21 protein-coding genes are annotated in these 18,080 nt (G+C 57.9%); 13 read left to right on the top strand and 8 right to left on the bottom strand.

Annotation, left to right across the window (positions count from 1 at the left end; genetic code table 11):
• Nucleotides 1-55: 55 nt before the first annotated feature.
• Together L53_RS05515 and L53_RS05510 are read right to left on the bottom strand one after the other, a co-directional pair.
• Nucleotides 56-1,540 carry a glycerol-3-phosphate dehydrogenase gene (locus L53_RS05515; RefSeq protein ID WP_034812961.1) on the bottom strand — a complete coding sequence of 495 codons (1,485 nt, stop codon included), beginning with the start codon at nt 1,538-1,540 and terminating at the stop codon, nt 56-58.
• Between the two features lies 1 nt (nt 1,541).
• Nucleotides 1,542-2,165 (bottom strand): DnaJ domain-containing protein, encoded by a 624-nt coding sequence (locus L53_RS05510; RefSeq protein ID WP_034812959.1) that lies wholly within the window; start codon nt 2,163-2,165, stop codon nt 1,542-1,544.
• Between the two features lie 31 nt (nt 2,166-2,196).
• Between L53_RS05510 and L53_RS05505 the strand changes: the two genes are divergently transcribed.
• The gene (locus tag L53_RS05505) at nt 2,197-2,469 is read left to right on the top strand and encodes a BolA/IbaG family iron-sulfur metabolism protein (protein WP_034812955.1); all 273 of its coding nucleotides are present in this window, start codon (nt 2,197-2,199) and stop codon (nt 2,467-2,469) included.
• Nucleotides 2,470-2,547: 78 nt separating this feature from the next.
• On the top strand, nt 2,548-2,892 hold the full coding sequence (locus L53_RS05500) for a hypothetical protein (RefSeq protein ID WP_034812953.1): 345 nt from the start codon (nt 2,548-2,550) through the stop codon (nt 2,890-2,892).
• Here the strand turns inward: L53_RS05500 and L53_RS05495 are convergent.
• Genes L53_RS05495 through L53_RS05485 form a run of 3 tightly spaced genes read right to left on the bottom strand, consistent with a single transcriptional unit; the run spans nt 2,872 to nt 5,857 of the window.
• Entirely contained in the window at nt 2,872-4,134 is a 1,263-nt protein-coding gene (locus L53_RS05495; RefSeq protein ID WP_034812951.1) for an HlyC/CorC family transporter, read from the bottom strand. The two genes, L53_RS05500 and L53_RS05495, sit on opposite strands and share 21 nt — an antisense overlap.
• 23 nt (nt 4,135-4,157) lie before the next feature.
• Nucleotides 4,158-5,300: a 3-dehydroquinate synthase gene (gene aroB, locus L53_RS05490; RefSeq protein ID WP_051607635.1), complete on the bottom strand. Its 1,143-nt coding sequence runs from the start codon at nt 5,298-5,300 to the stop codon at nt 4,158-4,160.
• Nucleotides 5,285-5,857, bottom strand: a complete 573-nt coding sequence (locus tag L53_RS05485) for a shikimate kinase (RefSeq protein ID WP_034812948.1) — start codon at nt 5,855-5,857, stop codon at nt 5,285-5,287. Before L53_RS05485 ends, aroB begins: the two co-directional genes overlap by 16 nt.
• 95 nt (nt 5,858-5,952) lie before the next feature.
• Here L53_RS05485 and L53_RS17535 point away from each other — a divergent pair, with 95 nt between their 5' ends.
• From L53_RS17535 to L53_RS05465, 5 genes are all read left to right on the top strand, one after another.
• Complete coding sequence (locus tag L53_RS17535) at nt 5,953-6,087, top strand: hypothetical protein (protein ID WP_255342001.1); 135 nt, start codon at nt 5,953-5,955, stop codon at nt 6,085-6,087.
• On the top strand, nt 6,077-7,681 hold the full coding sequence (locus tag L53_RS05480; RefSeq protein ID WP_156947832.1) for a hypothetical protein: 1,605 nt from the start codon (nt 6,077-6,079) through the stop codon (nt 7,679-7,681). Before L53_RS17535 ends, L53_RS05480 begins: the two co-directional genes overlap by 11 nt.
• A gap of 67 nt (nt 7,682-7,748) precedes the next feature.
• Nucleotides 7,749-9,704 carry a DUF3604 domain-containing protein gene (locus L53_RS05475; RefSeq protein ID WP_034813007.1) on the top strand — a complete coding sequence of 652 codons (1,956 nt, stop codon included), beginning with the start codon at nt 7,749-7,751 and terminating at the stop codon, nt 9,702-9,704.
• Nucleotides 9,705-9,744: 40 nt separating this feature from the next.
• The gene (locus L53_RS05470) at nt 9,745-10,662 is read left to right on the top strand and encodes a tyrosine recombinase (protein WP_034812944.1); all 918 of its coding nucleotides are present in this window, start codon (nt 9,745-9,747) and stop codon (nt 10,660-10,662) included.
• A 91-nt stretch (nt 10,663-10,753) separates the two neighbouring features.
• A complete protein-coding gene (locus L53_RS05465; protein ID WP_156947831.1) occupies nt 10,754-10,978 on the top strand; it encodes a hypothetical protein in 225 nt (74 codons plus the stop codon).
• Here the strand turns inward: L53_RS05465 and L53_RS16720 are convergent, their stop codons facing one another.
• On the bottom strand, nt 10,979-11,152 hold the full coding sequence (locus L53_RS16720) for a YqaE/Pmp3 family membrane protein (RefSeq protein WP_084333150.1): 174 nt from the start codon (nt 11,150-11,152) through the stop codon (nt 10,979-10,981).
• Nucleotides 11,153-11,363: 211 nt separating this feature from the next.
• On the opposite strand from L53_RS16720, the gene L53_RS16265 reads away from it, so the two are divergent.
• The 5 genes from L53_RS16265 (at nt 11,364) to L53_RS05440 (ending at nt 14,598) form a co-directional block, all read left to right on the top strand.
• Nucleotides 11,364-12,008 carry a putative 2OG-Fe(II) oxygenase gene (locus L53_RS16265; RefSeq protein WP_051607633.1) on the top strand — a complete coding sequence of 215 codons (645 nt, stop codon included), beginning with the start codon at nt 11,364-11,366 and terminating at the stop codon, nt 12,006-12,008.
• Nucleotides 12,009-12,072: 64 nt separating this feature from the next.
• Nucleotides 12,073-13,128, top strand: a complete 1,056-nt coding sequence (locus L53_RS05455; RefSeq protein ID WP_034813003.1) for a CoA ester lyase — start codon at nt 12,073-12,075, stop codon at nt 13,126-13,128.
• Between the two features lie 60 nt (nt 13,129-13,188).
• The gene (locus L53_RS05450) at nt 13,189-13,617 is read left to right on the top strand and encodes a hypothetical protein (RefSeq protein WP_034812939.1); all 429 of its coding nucleotides are present in this window, start codon (nt 13,189-13,191) and stop codon (nt 13,615-13,617) included.
• A gap of 15 nt (nt 13,618-13,632) precedes the next feature.
• The gene (locus L53_RS05445; protein ID WP_198019749.1) at nt 13,633-14,061 is read left to right on the top strand and encodes a nuclear transport factor 2 family protein; all 429 of its coding nucleotides are present in this window, start codon (nt 13,633-13,635) and stop codon (nt 14,059-14,061) included.
• Between the two features lie 12 nt (nt 14,062-14,073).
• Nucleotides 14,074-14,598, top strand: a complete 525-nt coding sequence (locus L53_RS05440; RefSeq protein WP_034812937.1) for a GNAT family N-acetyltransferase — start codon at nt 14,074-14,076, stop codon at nt 14,596-14,598.
• On the opposite strand, the gene L53_RS05435 is transcribed toward L53_RS05440, so the two are convergent.
• Nucleotides 14,595-16,346 (bottom strand): bifunctional diguanylate cyclase/phosphodiesterase, encoded by a 1,752-nt coding sequence (locus L53_RS05435; protein WP_156947830.1) that lies wholly within the window; start codon nt 16,344-16,346, stop codon nt 14,595-14,597. The two genes, L53_RS05440 and L53_RS05435, sit on opposite strands and share 4 nt — an antisense overlap.
• A 123-nt stretch (nt 16,347-16,469) precedes the next feature.
• On the opposite strand from L53_RS05435, the gene hisB reads away from it, so the two are divergent.
• Complete coding sequence (hisB, locus tag L53_RS05430; protein ID WP_034812934.1) at nt 16,470-17,066, top strand: imidazoleglycerol-phosphate dehydratase HisB; 597 nt, start codon at nt 16,470-16,472, stop codon at nt 17,064-17,066.
• 6 nt (nt 17,067-17,072) lie between these two features.
• On the opposite strand, the gene L53_RS05425 is transcribed toward hisB, so the two are convergent.
• Nucleotides 17,073-18,080: M20/M25/M40 family metallo-hydrolase (locus tag L53_RS05425; RefSeq protein WP_034812932.1), on the bottom strand; the 1,008-nt coding region annotated here is incomplete at its 5' end.

Raw genomic sequence — 18,080 nt, 5'->3', positions numbered from 1 at the left:
GAATATACAGGTATGCCATCAACCTGTGCAGCGCGGCGTCAGAGCGGTCAGGCCTTCACTGCCATTCAGTCGCCATCCATCCCGCGAACGCATCCCGCTCCGCCGCGCTCATGTGCAGGCCCAGCTTGGAACGACGCCACAGAATGTCATCTGCGGTTCGAGCAAACTCTACTTCAACAAGGTAGCGCGCCTCAGTTTCGGTCAGGCTCGCACCAAACATTCGGCCAAGATCGCCGTCCGTTTCGGCTTGCCCCAACAAACGCCGCGCGTCGGTGCCGTAAGCGCGTGCTAGACGCTGCAGAAGGTTAGCGCTCAGCTTGGGATAATCCTGCCTCAATCCTTCATAGAAACCGTCGAAATCCGCGCGAGGCATGTCTCCGCCGGGAAGGTCAGCGTCGCGTGTCCACTCACCACCTGCCTCCGGAAAGACCTTATCTAGTGTCTGAAGCGCGTCTTCAGCCAATTCCCGATAGGTCGTTATCTTGCCCCCGAACACTGACAAGATCGGCGCTCCGCCGTCATCATCCAGTTTCAGGACATAGTCGCGCGTCACTTTGGAGGCGTTGGCAGCGTGGTCATCATATAGTGGGCGCACACCGGAATAGGTCGCCACCACATCTGCTGGAGTGATGGCGCGCTTGTAGTACTCGCTCGCGCCCTTGCAGAGATACTCGATCTCATCGGGCGTAATTTTCACCTCGTCGCGATTTGCTTCATACGGAACGTCCGTCGTGCCGATCAGTGTGAACTCGCCGCGCTCATAGGGAATCGCGAACATGATCCGGCCATCACCATTCTGGAAGAAGTAGGCGTAGTCGCCTTCGTGCCAGCGCGGCACGATGATATGGCTACCCTTTACAAGTCGTAGGTGGGTCTCGTTTTTCTTTCCATGGTCGAGCCCCAGAACATCGTCGACCCAGGCACCTGCCGCATTGACGACCGCCCTGAATGACCGGGTCTCGGATCCTTTCGGACTTTCCAGCACTGCATCCCAATGGTCACCACTGCGCACAAGCGACGTACAGCGGGTACGCGTCACGACTTCAGCACCATGCGATTTCGCATCGACGGCGTTCAGCACGACAAGCCGCGAATCCTCGACCCAGCAATCAGAATACTCGAAAGCAAGCCGGTATTCTTCCTTGAGCGAGTCAAGTCTGGCCGACGATTTGCGCCGAAGCGTTGTGGTTGCAGGCAACAATTTGCGTCCGCCAAGGTGATCATAGATGAACAGACCAAGTCGGATCAGCCAGGCTGGGCGAAGTTCCTTGTGGTGCGGCAGGACGAACCGCATTGGCCAGATTATGTGCGGCGCTGCCTTAAGCAGGATTTCGCGCTCGATCAGGGCCTTGCGCACCAGACCGAAATCATACTGCTCCAGATAACGCAGCCCGCCATGAATCAACTTCGTGCTGGCTGACGATGTATGCTGTGCAAGGTCATCTTTTTCGCAGAGCACCACGTCCAGCCCACGACCAGCAGCGTCGCGCGCGATCCCGGTTCCGTTGATCCCGCCGCCGATCACCAGGATATCGTGCATGTCAGCCCTTCATCAGGCCTGCGGCCTTCAGCAGCTTGCCGGCACGAAGGACGCGCTGGAGCTTGTGTTCTGATGACCGGTCGCCCTTGTTCGAATCCGGGTGGAACCGGCGAACATATTCCGCATAGCGCGCGCGAATCTCCGCTGGCTTTGCATCGGTTTCGAGATCGAGCTCCTTCAAGGCGCGCTTTTGCAGCGTGTTCCGGTGGCCGGACGAGGCCGACTCGCCACTCGCAACATCATCAACATTGAAGAATTTGCTGCCTGCCCAGCGCCGCGGGTCCAACTTCTGAGGTCCCTTTTCGCCGCGCATCGGGCCGGTGCCAAATTTCCAGGTGCGCTTGTGACCATACCGCTCAGACCGGGCGAACGAAGCGGCCTCGGCCTGCGACATGCCTTCAAAGAAATCAAAGCTGCGATTGTACTCTGCTGCATGCGCCTGGCAGAAATAATGACGACCATTCCCCTGACGCTTGGGCGCAGGATGGGTCCCCTCAAGATCGCATTGCTTGTGGTCGCAGACACGAGTCTTCTGCGCACGCGCACGGGAAGCCTCGTCTTTGGGAGGCTTGATGCGTATATCTTTGAACTTAACGCGATAGGAAAATGGGTCACCGTCAGACATGACCCGGCATAATAGGGAGTGCAGGTTAAAGATGCCACAGCCAAGTGACAGGTTATCGCGAATTCGTGAGCTTTTAACTGAAGCTTTTCACCCGGTAGAGCTGATTATTACCGATGACAGCCAGAAACATGCAGGTCATGCAGGCGCCGCGCCGGGCGGAGAGACGCATTACACCGTGCGAATCACGTCCTCGGCATTCGAAGGCCTGTCCCGCGTCCAAGCCCAACGCGCGATCATGTTGACGCTGCAGTCCGAATTTGATTCCGGCCTGCACGCACTCGCCCTACACGCGAAAGCGGCATGAATCTTGAAAAATCCGACTCCACGCGGAACCGAAATATGACTCGATCATTAATTTCGCAGCCGTCGAGGAGAACGGGTGATGGTACAGAAACTCATGACTGCAGCCGCAATAGGCGCAATGATTACAGGTTCAGCGATTGCGGAGACATCTTCTGACAAGGTGAATCTTGGCATGATGCACTGGATTCGTGACACGGTTTGCACTCAGGATAGAGAGATAGTCTTCGTTCCGGTGTCCCATGACGTCCCAACGCTCAGCGGCGAGTGGGCTGTTATCGCCATGGACAATCCCGATCCAGACTCCGCCCACATCGTGACGCTCACCGAGAAGAACTGGCTGAAGGCCAATGGCTGCGACGAAGATCCGTCGCCGCAGATGCATATGGCCAGCCGAGAGCCGAAATCAGGCCGACTCGGCCTCTGATATGTTCAGGCCAGTGACTTGGTTTCGCTGACGCCTGAGTATGTTGAAGCGATACCCGTGAAAGACAAAGCTCTGTCCGGGCTCGGGAATGGTCTGCGCCTCGTGAATGACCAAGCCTGCAACGGTTACGGCTTCTTCATCTGGCAAGTTCCAGCCTGTCGCCCTGTTCAGGTCCCGAATAGGTACCCATCCATCCACGTTGACTGATCCATTTGGCTGGGGACGCACACCCTGAACGGCCACATCATGCTCGTCATGGATATGACCGACGATCTCTTCTAGAATGTCTTCCAGCGTAATCAGCCCCTGAAGCTCGCCATACTCGTCAACAACCAACGCGAAGTGACTCCGTTTTTGAAGAAATGCGTCGAGTTGGTCCTGTACTGGTGTTGTCTCCGGCACAAACCACGGCTTGCGCAAGATCGAGTCGAGATCGAGCGCGCTCAGGTCGCCGCCAAGCGGCAGCGCCGCCCGCAACAGGTCCTTTGCGTGCAAAATGCCGACAATCTCCTCCTTCTCGCCCCGGTATAGCGGTAGGCGCGTATGCGGGCTGGCGAGCGCTTTGGTTACCAACTGCCGAGGCTCAGTATCCGCATTCAACATGCGGATGTTTTTCCGATGGATCATCACGTCTTCGACGGTCAGCTCCTTCAAATCGAGCGCCCCGACCAGTCGCAGACGATCTTCAGCTCCGACACCTCCTTCGGAGGCGTGTAGGTCAATCGCACCGCGAATTTCCTGTTCCGCCGTGACGAGTTCAGCAGGCGCACCAAGGCCGAGGATCTTCAATGTGATGGTGACGACAAATTGGATCAGTTTCACAATCCACGCCACAGCCCAAACCAGACCACTGATCGGCCGCGCTACGCTCATCGCCATAGTATCGGGACGCGTGATCGCATAAGTTTTCGGCAGGACTTCGGCAAACACCAGTACCAGAATCGTCATCACGCCGGTCGCCAGCACCAGCGCGACACCGCCCGGTCCGAACAATGAGGTAAACAGCGACGTTGCAAGCACCGAGGCGAGGATGTTTACTAGGTTGTTGCCCAACAAGATCGCGCCAATCAGGTTTTCACGATTGCTGATGAGGCGGTTTACTGTCTCGGCCCGCTTGTCACCATCCTTTTCAAGCTGGTGCATGCGCGCACGCGACGCGGCCGTCAGCGCCGTCTCAGACCCCGAAAAGAAGCCTGACATGCCGAGCAGCACGAAAATTGAGATGATGTAACCGGCAATCATGGGTGGGGTCTCATATGTGTGGATCAGCTCTCCAGCAATTCGCTACGGAGAAATGCTTCGACGGACGCAAGATCTGCATCCTTGTGGATGTAGGACTGGCCAATACCGCGTGCGAGGATCAAGGGTACTTTGCCGCCGCTGGCTTTCTTGTCCTGCTGCATTAGCTCGACCAGTCGCGCAGCGATGTAAGGCCCACCCTGACGTCCCGGAATGCTTGATTGCAACCCCATCGCGTTGAGGTGAGCCGTCACACGATCGGCATCGGATTGCGGCGTGATACCCTGACTCGCGCCATAGCGAAATGCGAGCGCCATACCGATGGCAACGGCCTCGCCGTGCAGCAAGTCCGGCGCATAACCATTTGCCGCCTCGAGCGCATGGCCAAACGTGTGGCCCAGGTTGAGCAGCGCCCGAACCCCGGTTTCGCGCTCGTCTTCCGCAACAATGGCCGCTTTGGCGCGGCAGCTGGTGGCAACCGCTTGCGCTATTGCCGCCGGGTCCAGTGCCAGCACCGCTTCGCCGTGCTCTTCGAGCCACGCAAAGAAATCCGGATCATTGATCAATCCATACTTCGCAATCTCGGCGTAACCAGCGCGCAGCTCACGCGCCGGCAGCGTTTCGAGCAGGGATGTATCAGCGATAACCAATTGTGGCTGATAGAATGCACCAATCGAATTCTTGCCGCGGGGCGAATTCACTGCCGTCTTGCCTCCTACCGAGGAATCGACCTGCGCAAGCAGGGTCGTCGGCACCTGCACGAATCCCATACCGCGCTTCATCAGGCTGGCTGCGAGCCCCGTAATGTCGCCGATCACCCCACCACCAAGCGCGATGAGAACATCACTGCGGTCCGCAGTGGCCTCCAGTAACCAGTCGAGGATCTCTTCGAGATTGGAAAACGATTTCGTTTTCTCGCCCGGCGTCAGGGACTTCCAATACGTGGTCACACCGGTTGACCGAAGCGCCTCATCCAGCCGATGTCGGTGCATCCGCTCGACCGTCTCATCTGTCAGCACGAAGACGCGCGGCTGTTTGATCATGGCCGAAAGGCGCGCACCGAGCTGGTCCAGCGCGCCGTGGCCGACAAGAATGTCATAGCCGCGATCGTCGAGCTCGACCGTGACGGTCTCAAGCGGTGGTGCGGTGACGTTCACTTCGGTGTCCATGTCTGGAGGGCCTTGTATATGGCATTGACGGTGGCAGCGTGCGGTCCGTCCTTTGACGGCACGACGAGATCGGCCTGGGAATAGATCGGCTCCCGCTCTGCCAACAGATTGGTCAGCACATTCTTCGCATCCGGACGCCTCAGCAAGGGACGTGTATCGCGCTTCTGAACGCGTCGCCAAAGGGTTTCGAGATCAGCATTCAGCCAGATGGTAACCGCGTTCTTCTTCATCAACAGGCGGGTCTCATCATTCAGGTAGGCACCGCCGCCCGTAGCCAACACATGGGGAGGCAAGTCCAGCAGCCGTTTCAAAACCTGATGCTCCCCGCGTCGAAAATCCTCTTCGCCATGCAGTTTGAAAATGTCGGTTATTGATAAGCCCGCCGCCTTCTCGATCTCCGAATCACTGTCATAAAACTCTCGGCCCAGTCGTTCGGCCAAGCGCCGCCCGACGGTAGATTTTCCTGCCCCCATCAAACCGACAAGCGCGACGGTTCGCGACATATAGGGCAATGTCGCGTCAACCGGTCTGGAAGTACTGTCACTGTCAGAAGGCATTCTGGACTTTCGGGCTCCGTTCGGTACTTGTCCTATAGTTGCTGTCGCGCCTCCGCAATCCAGCGCCGGAATTCTGTATCTAGGGGTAAATAGCCATGCGCAAGTTTCTGATCCTTTTAGGCCTGCTGGTAATACTTGTCCTCGGCGCAGCCTGGTGGCTGGGCGGACAGGCCGAAAAGGGAAAACCAGAGCCCGGTGAAGTCCGCATCGAGGTCGACAATGTCCTTTAGGGGCATTGTCTCAGTCGTTTGCCTCATCGTCGCCGGGAGCTTACCGGCAGGCGCGCAAATCGAGGATTCCGGTCTCGATCTGGTAAATCCGTGGGGAATGAGCTTCCTCGAGGCGGGCGAGCCTTCCCTGCCAACCGATATGTGGCGCGCGTCCGACGCTGATGATTTGCTGCCATTGATGCGGGATGTCCGTACACACGACCTGACACCGGCTGAACGCACGTTGATGCAACGCATGGCCCTGTCGCCTGCCACACCACCAGCCGGAATGCAGGAACCCCTGCTAAGGGCCGAACGGGCACGTATCATGTACGACCTCGGCGAAGCCCAAGCCGCAGCCACCCTCATGGCACGACTCGATACTCCTCCTCCCGGCCTCGACGCGGATGAAATCGTTGCAGATCTCAATCTTGCCCTGGGCAATGAAGCAACTGCTTGCGATATGCTGAATGCGCCAGACCGCCTGTCAGGCTATTGGGCCAAATTGCGCGCTGTCTGCGCGGCACTGCAAGGAAACACTGCAGGTGCTGAACTCGCGATTGAGATGGCCCTGCAGCAGGATGCCGTCGATTCCTGGCTTCTCGCCGCTGTGTTTGCGACATCCGGTGAACTGCCTGACGCGCCGGAGGCAGATTACTCTTCGGGACTGAACCTTGCCATCTCTGCCGAGGCGGGCCTCACGCCTCCGGAGGCACCCGTCCCCGCGAATCGTCCCGACCTTGCAGCCGCAATGGCCCTGCATCCGAAATTGCCAATCACTCTGCGTGTTCAATCCGCAGGAATGGCCAGCCAAGCTGGCATGCTGGAGACGGATGATTATCAGGCACTCTTCCTCAAGCTGATATCCGAACCGGGCTTCGTGCCCTCTACGCCTTTGGAGAGCGCGCTCTATGCAGCGCGCGATCCGCTTGTCACTGATGAAGATCGCGCTTTTGCGCTCGCCGCAGCACTGGAAGGCGCTATGGACACACCAGCCCATTTCAGCGCGGTCGCGCGGCTACTATGGGAGGACGTCGAACGCCTACCGATCAACACTTTCACGGCAGCCAACGCTCCGATCTTCGCGCGGGCTGCGCTGGCCACCGACCATTACACTGCCGCCAAGGACTGGTCATCCGCCAATACGATGGAAGGCGCGCGCGAAGATGGCAGCTTTGATGCCGCGCTCATGTCGGCTCTGGTGACACTGGCGGGCAGCGAGACGACACGCAGCGCCAGCGACTATATTGGAGAACGTCTAGCCACACTTGCCGAGTCTGACCTGCAAAAGCAGACCGCTGCTCGTCTTTTCGCATTATGGACCGCTCTCGGCATTGCGCCCCCGGCGGATGCGCGCCGCTTGATCGTGAATGCGCCCGAACGCAAATCCACCCCGGAAATAGATTTGCAATTGGTTGGCGTGCTTGCCTCCGCTGAGGCAGATGCTGCAGGAGAGGTTATTCTGTCCACGGTAGGCATGACCAAAGGCGATCCGACCGCACTCGATGACGCCAGCCTACTCTTGCTCCTGAAAGCACTGCAACGGATCGGCGCAGAGGATGCCGCCCGGCAGATGGCATTGGAATCAACTGGCTACTGGAAGGCGCTCAACTAGAAATTTCCCGAATTTCGTTGATCTTGCCTCCAGAAGGCTGATGGTGGACGAAAAATGGGAGGAATCGATGAGGGTATCCATACTGGCCGGGGCGTCTGCACTGGCACTTGCAGCCACGGCATGTGGGGCGCCAGACAAGACCCAGCCCCAAGCGTCGGCGCCAGAGCCCGCACCGGCTGCGATTGCCACGGCGAGCTCAACATCGATAGATCCCGCTGACAGGACTGCATTATTCGGCGACCTGCACGTCCATACCGGACAGTCCTTTGACGCCTTCATATCGTCCGTTCGGGCAACACCCGATGACGCATATCGCTATGCAAAGGGCGAGAAAATAATCACCGACGGCGGCTACGAAATCCAGTTGGACAGCCCACTCGATTTTCTGGCCGTCACAGATCATGGCGAATATCTCGGCATCATGCCGGTCATGGCAACGCCCGGTACGAATCTGTCGCGCACGAATTTCGCAAAATCCGTATTTGGACCGGACGCGACGAACCCTGCCCAGTCATTCCATAATGTGGGCATCACCATCGTGACGGGCGAAGAAGTGGATGAGATCTACGATCGAGACGTCATCGACTCGGCCTGGATGAAGAACATTGAGACGGCCGAACGCCACAATGAGCCCGGCAAGTTCACCGCCTTCTCCGGCTACGAATTCACCGCCATGACAGAGGTCGTGGACTCGGAAGTCCCCGCCGCAGCGAACCTGCACCGGAACGTCATATTTCGTGGAGAGGCGCCGGACCGGCTTTTTTCCACCCTCGACTCCCCAAATCCTGAAGACTTGTGGGCCTGGATGGATGCGCGGCGCGCTGAGGGTCTGGATGTCATCTCCATCCCGCACAATTCCAACGCATCCAATGGCGAAATGTTTGCGTCCGAAACCTATGAGGGCGGTCAGTTGACTGCAGATTATGCGATCACCCGCATGCGCAACGAACCGGTAATTGAAATCTCCCAGGTCAAAGGCACCTCGGAAGTCCACCCAGCACTATCCCCGAATGACGAATGGGCGAATTTCGAGATCTACGACACCTTGGTTGGAAGCGCCGCAAAGTCGACGCCACACCTCGGAGATTTCGCGCGCAACGCGTTGGCGCGCGGACTGGGTTTCGAAGAAACAGAGAGCTTCAACCCTTACAAGTTCGGCTTCATTGGCTCCAGCGATACACATATCGGCGCCGGGTCTTTCGATGAGAAGAACTTTACTGGCAAGTTCCCCCAAGACGGATCCAATCCTGAGTTCCGACATTCCGTCCCACCAGAAGGTGCGGACAGTTGGGACGGTGTTGTATCGCTGAATAGCTTGCCGCCCGGCGCGGTAAAGCCCAGCATGCGACGCAAGCTGTCGGCCGGTAAGTACAGTGCATCTGGACTAGCCGGCGTATGGGCGGACGAAAATACACGTGACGCCATCTTCGAAGCCATTCGTCGCAAGGAGACGTTCGGCACGTCCGGGCCGCGCATAAAGGCACGCATGTTTGCCGGATACGGATTTGATCAGGCAATGTTGGCAGATCCGGACCTGGTGTCAGCAGCCTACCGCACTGGCGTGCCACAGGGCGGCAACCTGGTCGGAAAACAGCAGGCCCCGTCATTTCTCGCTTGGGCGATTCGGGATCCGGCTTCTTATCCGCTGCAGCGTTTGCAGGTCATCAAAGTGTGGACCGATGCCCAGGGCAAGGCGCATGAGGCCGTCTACGATGCCGCATGTTCCGGCAATGTCGAACCAGATTCGGACACGCACCGGTGCCCCGACAATGGTGCCAATATAGACATATCCGACTGCTCTACACGCCCCGGCAGTGGCGTTGGCGAATTAAAAACACTGTGGACTGACCCAAGCTACGATCCGACGCGCCGCGCAGCTTATTACGTCCGCGTTCTCGAGAATCCATCATGTCGCTGGTCGACATGGGACGCGGTACGCAACGGATCACCGCCCAATCCCGACATGCCCGTTCTCGTTCAGGAGCGGGCTTGGACATCGCCTATCTGGGTCAAACCGGAATGATATTCACGCAATTTTAGGCGCGGCGCGCCAAGGTCGGGCAATGTCTGACCGCGCGCGCATCGAAGCCTTTCTTGAGATGATGTCTGCTGAACGCGGCTCATCCGCAAATACACTGGACGCGTATGGACGGGACTTGCTGGACGCATCCGAATTTTGTGGTGGCGGGTTATGTGATGCTGAAGGAAGTGAAATTTCAGGCTGGCTGAGGGATTTGTCCAAGCGAGGCATGGCCCCCTCGTCGCAGGCCAGAAAGCTGTCCGCGGTCCGGCGCTTCTTTCGCTTCTTATTTGAGGAAGGGGACCGCAAGGATGACCCCACCGCGAGGATTGACGGCCCAAAGCCCGGCCGGGACGTGCCCGATGTCCTGTCTCGAGAAGAGATGGCTCAACTCCTGGAGTCCTGCGGCGACGAGTTGAGGCTGAAATGCCTTGTCGAACTGCTCTATGGGGCGGGCCTGCGAGCAACAGAACTTGTCTCTCTCAAACTCGGCCAACTGCCGAGGCGCAAGGGAGCTCGCTGGATCACAACGGACGTGATCGTCCGCGGCAAAGGTGGCAAGGAGCGGTTGTGCCCACTGGGGCGCCCTGCTTTGCGCGGACTTTCAGATTGGCTGAAAGTACGCGAAGATCACTTGCCGGAAGGCTCACTTATAAGGAATCGGGCTGAACCCTTCGTGTTTCCGTCACGGGGCAAATCAGGACATCTGACCCGCCGCCGTCTGGGACAGTTGCTGGAAGCCTTGGCGCTGAAAGCTGGCATCCGCCCGGATAGGGTCCACCCGCACGCCTTGCGCCACGCTTATGCAACTCACCTGCTCATGGGGGGCGCCGACCTGAGAAGCGTCCAGACACTGCTTGGACATGCCGATATCGCGACGACACAAATCTACACACACGTCCTGACAGACGAGCTCGCAGAGCTTCTAGAAACGGCGCACCCTTTAGCCAAAAAGATTTAGCACCGGGATAAGTTTTCAGTATTGCTGAAACCGGGAGTCATTCCGATATATGGCGACGCGAGTTCGCAACGCTTTTGTATGGACGTGTCAGATGAAACGCTTTCTGAATGCTCTTATTCCAACCATCCTGATCTCGGAAATCGCCGCGATCACCTTCATGACAGCGACTTGGGCTGTCCTGTCCGAGCTTCATGCAGGACTGAACGTCATCATAGGCGGGGAGGTTGTCACCGCGATCGGAGTCGCAGCTCTTACCGTAGCGGTGTTTCGCCGAGCATCGCGGCCCGACGTAGAAACCGCCTCGGCAGAAGAGTAATCAGGCGGCGGTAGCGGATCCGCGCGACGCGACCCAAAAGGCATGAACAACGCCGGGTAGCCAGCCAATCAGTGTCAGTAGTACATTGAGCAGGAATTGAAGCCCAATGCCTTCCTTGATCGCAACTGCGACAGGTGGGAGAAATATTGTGAGTAGGATCATGAGCAGGGACATGCAGGGTTTCCTTTTTGGATAAGCTACCCCTGCAACGCCCGGAACAGGTGAAAGTTCCCTGCCTGGCGTTCCACAAATGATTTCGACTTTTCCCGAGATCGACGTTGACCCCGGTTCAGCTGCGGGTTTAGACACCAGCTGAGGGCGTTTCCATCAAGTATAGTATCGACCGCACCGGGTGAGGTGTGCGGCCGCGCGACGGGAGTCCGCTGTGTCGGCCATATTCACGCCTTCTGCCGAGAAGGAATTCTTTACGCCCTTTGGCCCCATGATGGGCTATGTCCGCATACCGCCTGCGCTGGTCGACCATCTGAACGCCTCGATGAGCGAACAGCTGGAAGACCATTCGGGCAGCCTGGTAGGCAAGGTCCGGCAGGAACTCCGTTTTCCCAAACCACTCGTGGACGCCACAGCCGCGGCGCTCGGCAACGCGCTGATCGAGTACCATATTCGCGCCAGCCGCCGTGGTTCGTTCGGTGACTATGACCATACGAACAAGCGCTATGAGCTGAATGTCATGGCCGGATGGTTCGTCCGCCAGTATGCGCATGAGTATAACCCGCTCCATATCCACACCGGATGCGCGCTCTCATGCGTCGGGTATCTGAAACTACCGGACGGGATTGATCAGGAATGGGCCGAGGATGACCTCGACCATCACCCGTCTCACGGGCACCTTCAGTTCGCGCACGGCACCGACACCCATTACTCGGTATCGAACTTCATGATTCGCCCACGCGTCGGGGACTTCTATATCTTCCCGTCCTACATGTTTCACAGTGTCTATCCGTTCAAGTCGCCTGGCGAGCGCCGGTCCTTCAGCATGAATCTCTCTGTCGTCGAATCACCGGCCTGAGCCTTTCTGTCTGATTGACGCGGAACGACCGCCCTCTATGTTGCGCTGCAACAAGGAGGAACGCATGAGCACGAAAACACCAAGAGACTTCTTCAAGCCCCTGGCCATTGGCGCGCCCGCCCCGATGCGCGATCTGCCAATCAGGCTGGAGCGGATGATCCATTTCGTTCCACCGCATCTGGACAAGGTTCGGGCCAAAGTGCCGACCATGGCCGAAGGCGTCGACGTGATGCTCGCAAATCTTGAGGATGCCATCCCCGCCGACGCCAAGGATGCTGCTCGCGCAGGCGCCATCGAAATGGCGTCCATGTATGATTGGCAAGGCAAGGGAACGGGCTTCTGGAGCCGCGTGAACCCACTGAACTCCCCCTGGTTTCAGGAAGATGTGAGTGAACTGGTTCTAAAAGCCGGTCATCAGCTGGACGTGATCATGCTGCCAAAGGTCGAAGGCCCCTGGGACATCCATTTCGCCGATCAGTATGTTGCACAATTAGAGGCCCAGGCTGGCCTCACACGGCCGATCCTGTTCCACGCCATTCTTGAAACGGCCCAAGGGATGGCCCGCGTGGAAGAAATCGCGCTGGCCAGTCCGCGCATGCAAGGTATCAGCCTGGGTCCGGCAGACCTCGCTGCAGACCGTAAGATGAAGACCACTCGCGTCGGGGGTGGCCATCCCTTCTACCGCGTAATCGACGATCCGAATGAAGATGGCAGCCCACGCGACTCAGCCCAGCAGGATCCTTGGCACTATACGATCGCCCGTATGGTTGATGCCTGCCGTATGGCAGGGATCAACGCCTTCTATGGTCCGTTTGGAGATATTGCCGATCTTGACGCCTGCGAACAGCAATTCCGCAATGCCTTCCTGCTCGGCTGCTCAGGCACGTGGAGCCTTCACCCGAACCAGATCGCCATCGCCAAAAAGGTCTTCAGCCCCGACCCGAACGAGGTAAAATTCGCGCGCAAAATCCTTGAAGCCATGCCGGATGGCTCTGGTGTGGCCATGATTGACGGCAAGATGCAGGACGATGCGACCTGGAAACAAGCCAAGGTCATTTCCGACCTGGCAGACCTCGTTGCATCGAAAGATCCCGACCTGGCCGCCGCATACGCGACCTGATCCCTCTTCACGCCGAGCATTTGCGTGATAGGGTTTCCCTTGGAAGAGGGAGTATCAGTGATGCGGAAATCCATTACGGCCTTGCTGGGTCTGAGCTTGATAGGCCTGTCTGCTATCGCAGATGAAGTCTGGTCCACACCGATTGGCGACGTCTTCTATGAGGATGAGACCGATGACGGCTGGGCCGTCTGGTCCTATCCGGGCCTGACCGAGCGCGGCACCGTCTACATCAAGGATCTCGCGGGAGTTTATGAGGGCCGAGGCGCATATGCCGGAATATGGATCGAGGCGGAAAGTCCGGAGATAGAGCTCTGTGATGTTGCCGTCACCGATCCGGCAACGGGTGAATCCCACTACAATTGGGGCCGCGTGGACATCGTGTTCACGGAACCTGATTTTCCTAGCGGCTGGGTTGCCCTTCGCGGGAACTGTTTCAATGACCCGGGCGATTACCTGATCGGAAAACCGGTCACCGCAATACAAGAATAACCGAGAGGAAATCTGATGGCTGAACACCTTATCGCCATGACGGGCCATAGCCCGAACCTGCAACGCTGGTTTGACTGGATGAATGGCGACCATTCACCTGCTGGCCTGTCCGTCCAACTCGCTGATAATGTGGTCTTCAGAAGTCCGGTTGTGCATACACCGCAGGAAGGCAAGCCGATCACGATGGCCTACTTGACCGCTGCCGGACAAACGCTGGGCGGCGACACGTTCCGCTACACGCGCGTGTTCGATTGCGGCGATAAGGCTGTCCTGGAGTTTGAATGCGAAATGGATGGCGTGCTTGTGAATGGAGTCGACATGATCGCTTGGAACTCTGACGGACAGATTGAGGACTTCAAAGTTATGGTTCGACCACTGAAGGGCATGCAAGCTGTACATGCGGCCATGGGGGCCATGCTGGAAAAGATGAAGCAAAAGGCCTGAGCAGCAACTATCATGACCCTGCCCGTCATCATCACTGATCGATTGGTACTTTGCCCCCACGAGACCCGTCACTTTGAGCCATCTGCAGCCATGTGGGGGTCTCCGGCGGTGACCCAGCATATAGGCGGGGTGCCGCGGTCACGTCAGGAGGCCTGGTTCACCATCTGCCGCAATCGCGGAATGTGGGACCTGCTGGGTTACAGCTCCTGGGCGATCGAAGATCGTGAGACAGGCGCATTCATCGGTGAAGGCGGATTCGCCGACTTTATGCGCGGCATGACACCGGACTTGTCTGAATGGCCAGAAGCCGGCTGGGTCTTTGCGGAAGTCGCTTGGGGAAAGGGGTACGCCAGCGAAGCTGTGGGCGCGATGCATGACTGGCTCGATGAAAACCGCCCGGGACAAAGCGTCTGCATCATTGATCCGGACAATGTCGGGTCCCAACGAGTCGCTGACAAATGCGGCTATGAGTTTTGGCAGCAGGCGGAATACAAGGACGCAATCGTCAATGTGTACCGCCGCAATCCTGGGCGTTAGCCGACCTTAAGGCTCGATGCCTCACTCTTGCTACTCCAGCCCCGAATGAAATCCATGAAGGCTTCATGCGGCAGACCCGCGCTGTACAGAAAACCTTGGGCCATGGAGCAACCGCGCCGACGCAGGAAGTCAGCCTGACGCTCTGTTTCAACACCCTCTGCAACAGTATTCAAGCCAAGCGTTTCAGCCATCGCCAAGATCATTTCAATGATCGCGGGAGCTTGCTCGTCCGATTCAAGCGCTGAGACGAACTGGCGGTCGATTTTGAAAACGTCAAACGGCAGCTGGGTCAGAATGGACAAATTAGAATGTCCCGTTCCGAAATCATCAATTGCGAGTTTCGTCCCAAGGCTCCGTAGAGGGCGCATCACCCGCGCAACCTTTTCAGGTTCGGACACGGCCATGCTTTCCGTGATTTCAAGCTCCAAGCGGTTTGGCGGCAATCCGGTGCGCTTGAGGATCGCGAGGACGGTTTCTGTCAGATCGCTGGACTGGAACTGACGCGGTGACACATTTACCGCGACCGTTGCGTTGAAGCCTTCCTGCATCCAGATGCGTGCGGATTCGCAAGCTGCCTCAAGAACCTGCTCCCCGATTTGTGTGACGAGTCCGGTTTCTTCTGCCAGCGGAATAAATGTGGTCGGAGAGATGATCTTCCCGTTCGGCCGGACCCAACGGGCCAATGCCTCGGCACCGACGACTTGCCCGGTCTGGAAATCGATCTTCGGCTGGAAATGCGTCTTGAATTCACGATTGGCGACTGCGTCGCGCAGTTCAGCTTCCAGCATATACTTGCCACGTGCAACACGGTTCAGGCGTGGCGAGAAGTAGCGGAATCCCGATCCGGTGTCGGTACGAACCTGGCGCAGGGCAAGCTCCGCATGACGGAACAATTTGTGCATCGTATCAGCGTCTTCGGGCGCGATGACGATACCGCCAGAAATGCCTAGCGTTACAGACTGTCCAGACACGATGAAAGGATCCGCAAAGGCGAGCCGAATAGCGCGCGCAATGTTCGAGACATAGTCGCGGCTGACCGCGCTTGGCAGGTACAAGGCGAAACTGTCGGCCTGCATCGCGGCCAGCATGGAGTTGTTCAGCCCAGCGCGAACCGGACCTTCCAGCGAATCGAGCGCATTCGTCATACGCTGTCCACACGCCTTCAAGACGGCTTCGCTCGCGAGCGCACCAAGGCGCTCGGAAGCCCGAGTGAAATTATCGAGATCAAGAACGATGAGCGCGGCGGGCGTTTCGTATTTTGCGCGGGGCAGGGTCTTGGTTATGTGTTCTTCCAGCGCGATCAAGTTTGGCATGCTCGTGCGTGGATCTTCATAAGCCGTGCGCCTGAGCGCATCATTGTCGCGCCGCAACTTGCCGACCGATCGGATCACCACCGACCGCAACCTGCGGAGCTCGACAAACGACACATTGGATAGGCGCGCCGACGGATCTACCTGCGCCACTTCAAGATAACGTGTGAAATCAACGAGAACGTTCTGGAATTCCCGGGCGAAAAACCAGGCCGTGATGGCGGCCACGGCCGATGAAGACAGCAGCAACAGCATAATCGCCCAGATCGGCAAAGACATGTCTGTCCATGCCTTACCTTCTATGAGCGCGCCATAAGCCTGCTCAATCGTCCATACGCCGACAAAGATGATGATCGTTGCGACCGCTGCGCACCATGCGGCAAACCGGGGAATGGTCATCCGGCCCAGAAGTCTCGAGATGAAACTCTGTTTGTCCACGCTTAGATATTCCTCACCAATCGCCACCTATGTGTGCGGTAACTATGTTTTCCGGAATATGTTTAGGAATCAGTGAACAAAACGCGCTAGCTGTAAGGCATTCAAACCACTATATGGGCCTAAATGACCAATAATCGTACCGCCACCGTTACCCGTACCACCAAGGAAACCGATATATCGGTAACCGTTGATCTGGATGGCACGGGAAAGTCCGACATCGAAACCGGGATCGGCTTTTTTGATCATATGCTGGAGAGCTTCTCCAAGCATTCGGCTATCGACCTGACTGTGCGGTGCAAGGGCGATCTTCATATCGATATGCACCATAGCGTTGAAGATACAGGGATTGTTATTGGACAGGCTATCCTGAAGGCGCTTGGCGACTTTGCCGGCATCACCCGGTTTGGCCACGCCTATGTGCCGATGGATGAGACGCTGTCACGCGCGGCGCTCGACCTGTGCAAGCGTCCTTACCTGATCTGGAAGGTCAATTTTACCCGCGACAAGATCGGCGACATGGATACCGAACTCTTCAAGGAGTTTTTCCATGCGCTGGCCGGAAATGGTGGCATGTGCTTGCACGTAGAAAACCTCTATGGCGAGAATTGTCACCATATTGCCGAGTCCTGCTTCAAGGCCACCGCCCGGGCGCTTCGTGCGGCAATTGCGGTCGACCCGAAATTGGGCGGCAAGCCGGCGAGCACCAAGGGTAGCCTCTAAGGGGTCTTATTTCCGATAATCAAGCGGCGGCTCACGGTCACCGAGCAGCGACTTGTAGACGTAGTCGGGGCCGCGGGCCGCGTCGAATTCCTCGCGGGCTTCAACGCGCAGGTCTTCATTGGTGAACAGTTCCACAGCTGCCAGCGTCAATGTTTCCGCAGCCACCTGCGTGCCCTTATGACCAATCGAGGTGCCACTGGCCGCAACTGCCTGCCAGGAATGCGCCGATGTTCCCGGTACCCAAGTCGCTGTGCGCAAGCCGACAGTCGGTACGGCGTAGGACACATCGCCGACATCCGTCGAGCCGTAACCCATGGAGACTTCGAAATCTTGCACTTCAGCGGCTGAGGCGATATCGCGTGACGGATTGTCGAAGGTCGAGGCGATAGTCTCGGCGAACTCAAGTTCGGCGTCCGTGTACTCCACACCGCCCACCTGACGGAGTTTCTCGTCCATCATCCGGGCCAGTTTCTCATTCACGAGCAGCGGATTGTTGCCGTGAATGATTTCCCATTCCACGTCAGTGCCCGTGCCCAGCGCGGCGCCCCGGGCCGCGTCTTCGAGGCGGGTCCAGATGGCTTCAACGCCCTTCGGTGAAGGGTGGCGGACATAGTAGAAGACTTCGGCAAAGTCCGGCACGACATTGGGGGCAGAGCCACCGGACGTGATGACATAGTGCATGCGCGCATCCTGGGGGATGTGTTCGTGCATCATGTTGGCCATCATGTTCATCGCCTCGACGCCATCTAGCGCGGAACGCCCCCGCTCCGGCGCGCCAGCGGCGTGAGCGGAAATCCCCGAGAAGCGGAACTTCGCCGAGCGATTGGCAAGCGACGTGTTGGCTGCCGCTGAGTTCCGGTCGCCAGGATGCCAGTGCATGGCAATGTCGACATCGTTGAAGAGGCCCGCGCGGACCATGTAGACCTTGCCAGAGCCCCCCTCTTCTGCGGGCGTCCCATAAACGCGGATGCGACCCGGCGTGCCGGTGTCTTCCAGCCAGTGGCGGATCGCGAC

The sequence above is a fragment of the Hyphomonas sp. L-53-1-40 genome (assembly GCF_000682775.1).
GTDB lineage: Bacteria > Pseudomonadota > Alphaproteobacteria > Caulobacterales > Hyphomonadaceae > Hyphomonas.
The sequence above is the reverse complement of the archived record's forward strand: the minus strand, read 5'-3'. Positions and strand labels throughout refer to the sequence as shown.

Coding starts and splice junctions, on each gene's coding strand:
- L53_RS05515 (WP_034812961.1), bottom strand. CDS start 1,540: ATGCACGATATCCTGGTGATCGGCGGCGGGATCAACGGAACCGGGATC.
- L53_RS05510 (WP_034812959.1), bottom strand. CDS start 2,165: ATGTCTGACGGTGACCCATTTTCCTATCGCGTTAAGTTCAAAGATATA.
- L53_RS05505 (WP_034812955.1), top strand. CDS start 2,197: ATGCCACAGCCAAGTGACAGGTTATCGCGAATTCGTGAGCTTTTAACT.
- L53_RS05500 (WP_034812953.1), top strand. CDS start 2,548: ATGGTACAGAAACTCATGACTGCAGCCGCAATAGGCGCAATGATTACA.
- L53_RS05495 (WP_034812951.1), bottom strand. CDS start 4,134: ATGATTGCCGGTTACATCATCTCAATTTTCGTGCTGCTCGGCATGTCA.
- aroB (WP_051607635.1), bottom strand. CDS start 5,300: ATGGACACCGAAGTGAACGTCACCGCACCACCGCTTGAGACCGTCACG.
- L53_RS05485 (WP_034812948.1), bottom strand. CDS start 5,857: ATGCCTTCTGACAGTGACAGTACTTCCAGACCGGTTGACGCGACATTG.
- L53_RS17535 (WP_255342001.1), top strand. CDS start 5,953: ATGCGCAAGTTTCTGATCCTTTTAGGCCTGCTGGTAATACTTGTCCTC.
- L53_RS05480 (WP_156947832.1), top strand. CDS start 6,077: ATGTCCTTTAGGGGCATTGTCTCAGTCGTTTGCCTCATCGTCGCCGGG.
- L53_RS05475 (WP_034813007.1), top strand. CDS start 7,749: ATGAGGGTATCCATACTGGCCGGGGCGTCTGCACTGGCACTTGCAGCC.
- L53_RS05470 (WP_034812944.1), top strand. CDS start 9,745: ATGTCTGACCGCGCGCGCATCGAAGCCTTTCTTGAGATGATGTCTGCT.
- L53_RS05465 (WP_156947831.1), top strand. CDS start 10,754: ATGAAACGCTTTCTGAATGCTCTTATTCCAACCATCCTGATCTCGGAA.
- L53_RS16720 (WP_084333150.1), bottom strand. CDS start 11,152: ATGTCCCTGCTCATGATCCTACTCACAATATTTCTCCCACCTGTCGCA.
- L53_RS05455 (WP_034813003.1), top strand. CDS start 12,073: ATGAGCACGAAAACACCAAGAGACTTCTTCAAGCCCCTGGCCATTGGC.
- L53_RS05450 (WP_034812939.1), top strand. CDS start 13,189: ATGCGGAAATCCATTACGGCCTTGCTGGGTCTGAGCTTGATAGGCCTG.
- L53_RS05445 (WP_198019749.1), top strand. CDS start 13,633: ATGGCTGAACACCTTATCGCCATGACGGGCCATAGCCCGAACCTGCAA.
- L53_RS05440 (WP_034812937.1), top strand. CDS start 14,074: ATGACCCTGCCCGTCATCATCACTGATCGATTGGTACTTTGCCCCCAC.
- hisB (WP_034812934.1), top strand. CDS start 16,470: ATGACCAATAATCGTACCGCCACCGTTACCCGTACCACCAAGGAAACC.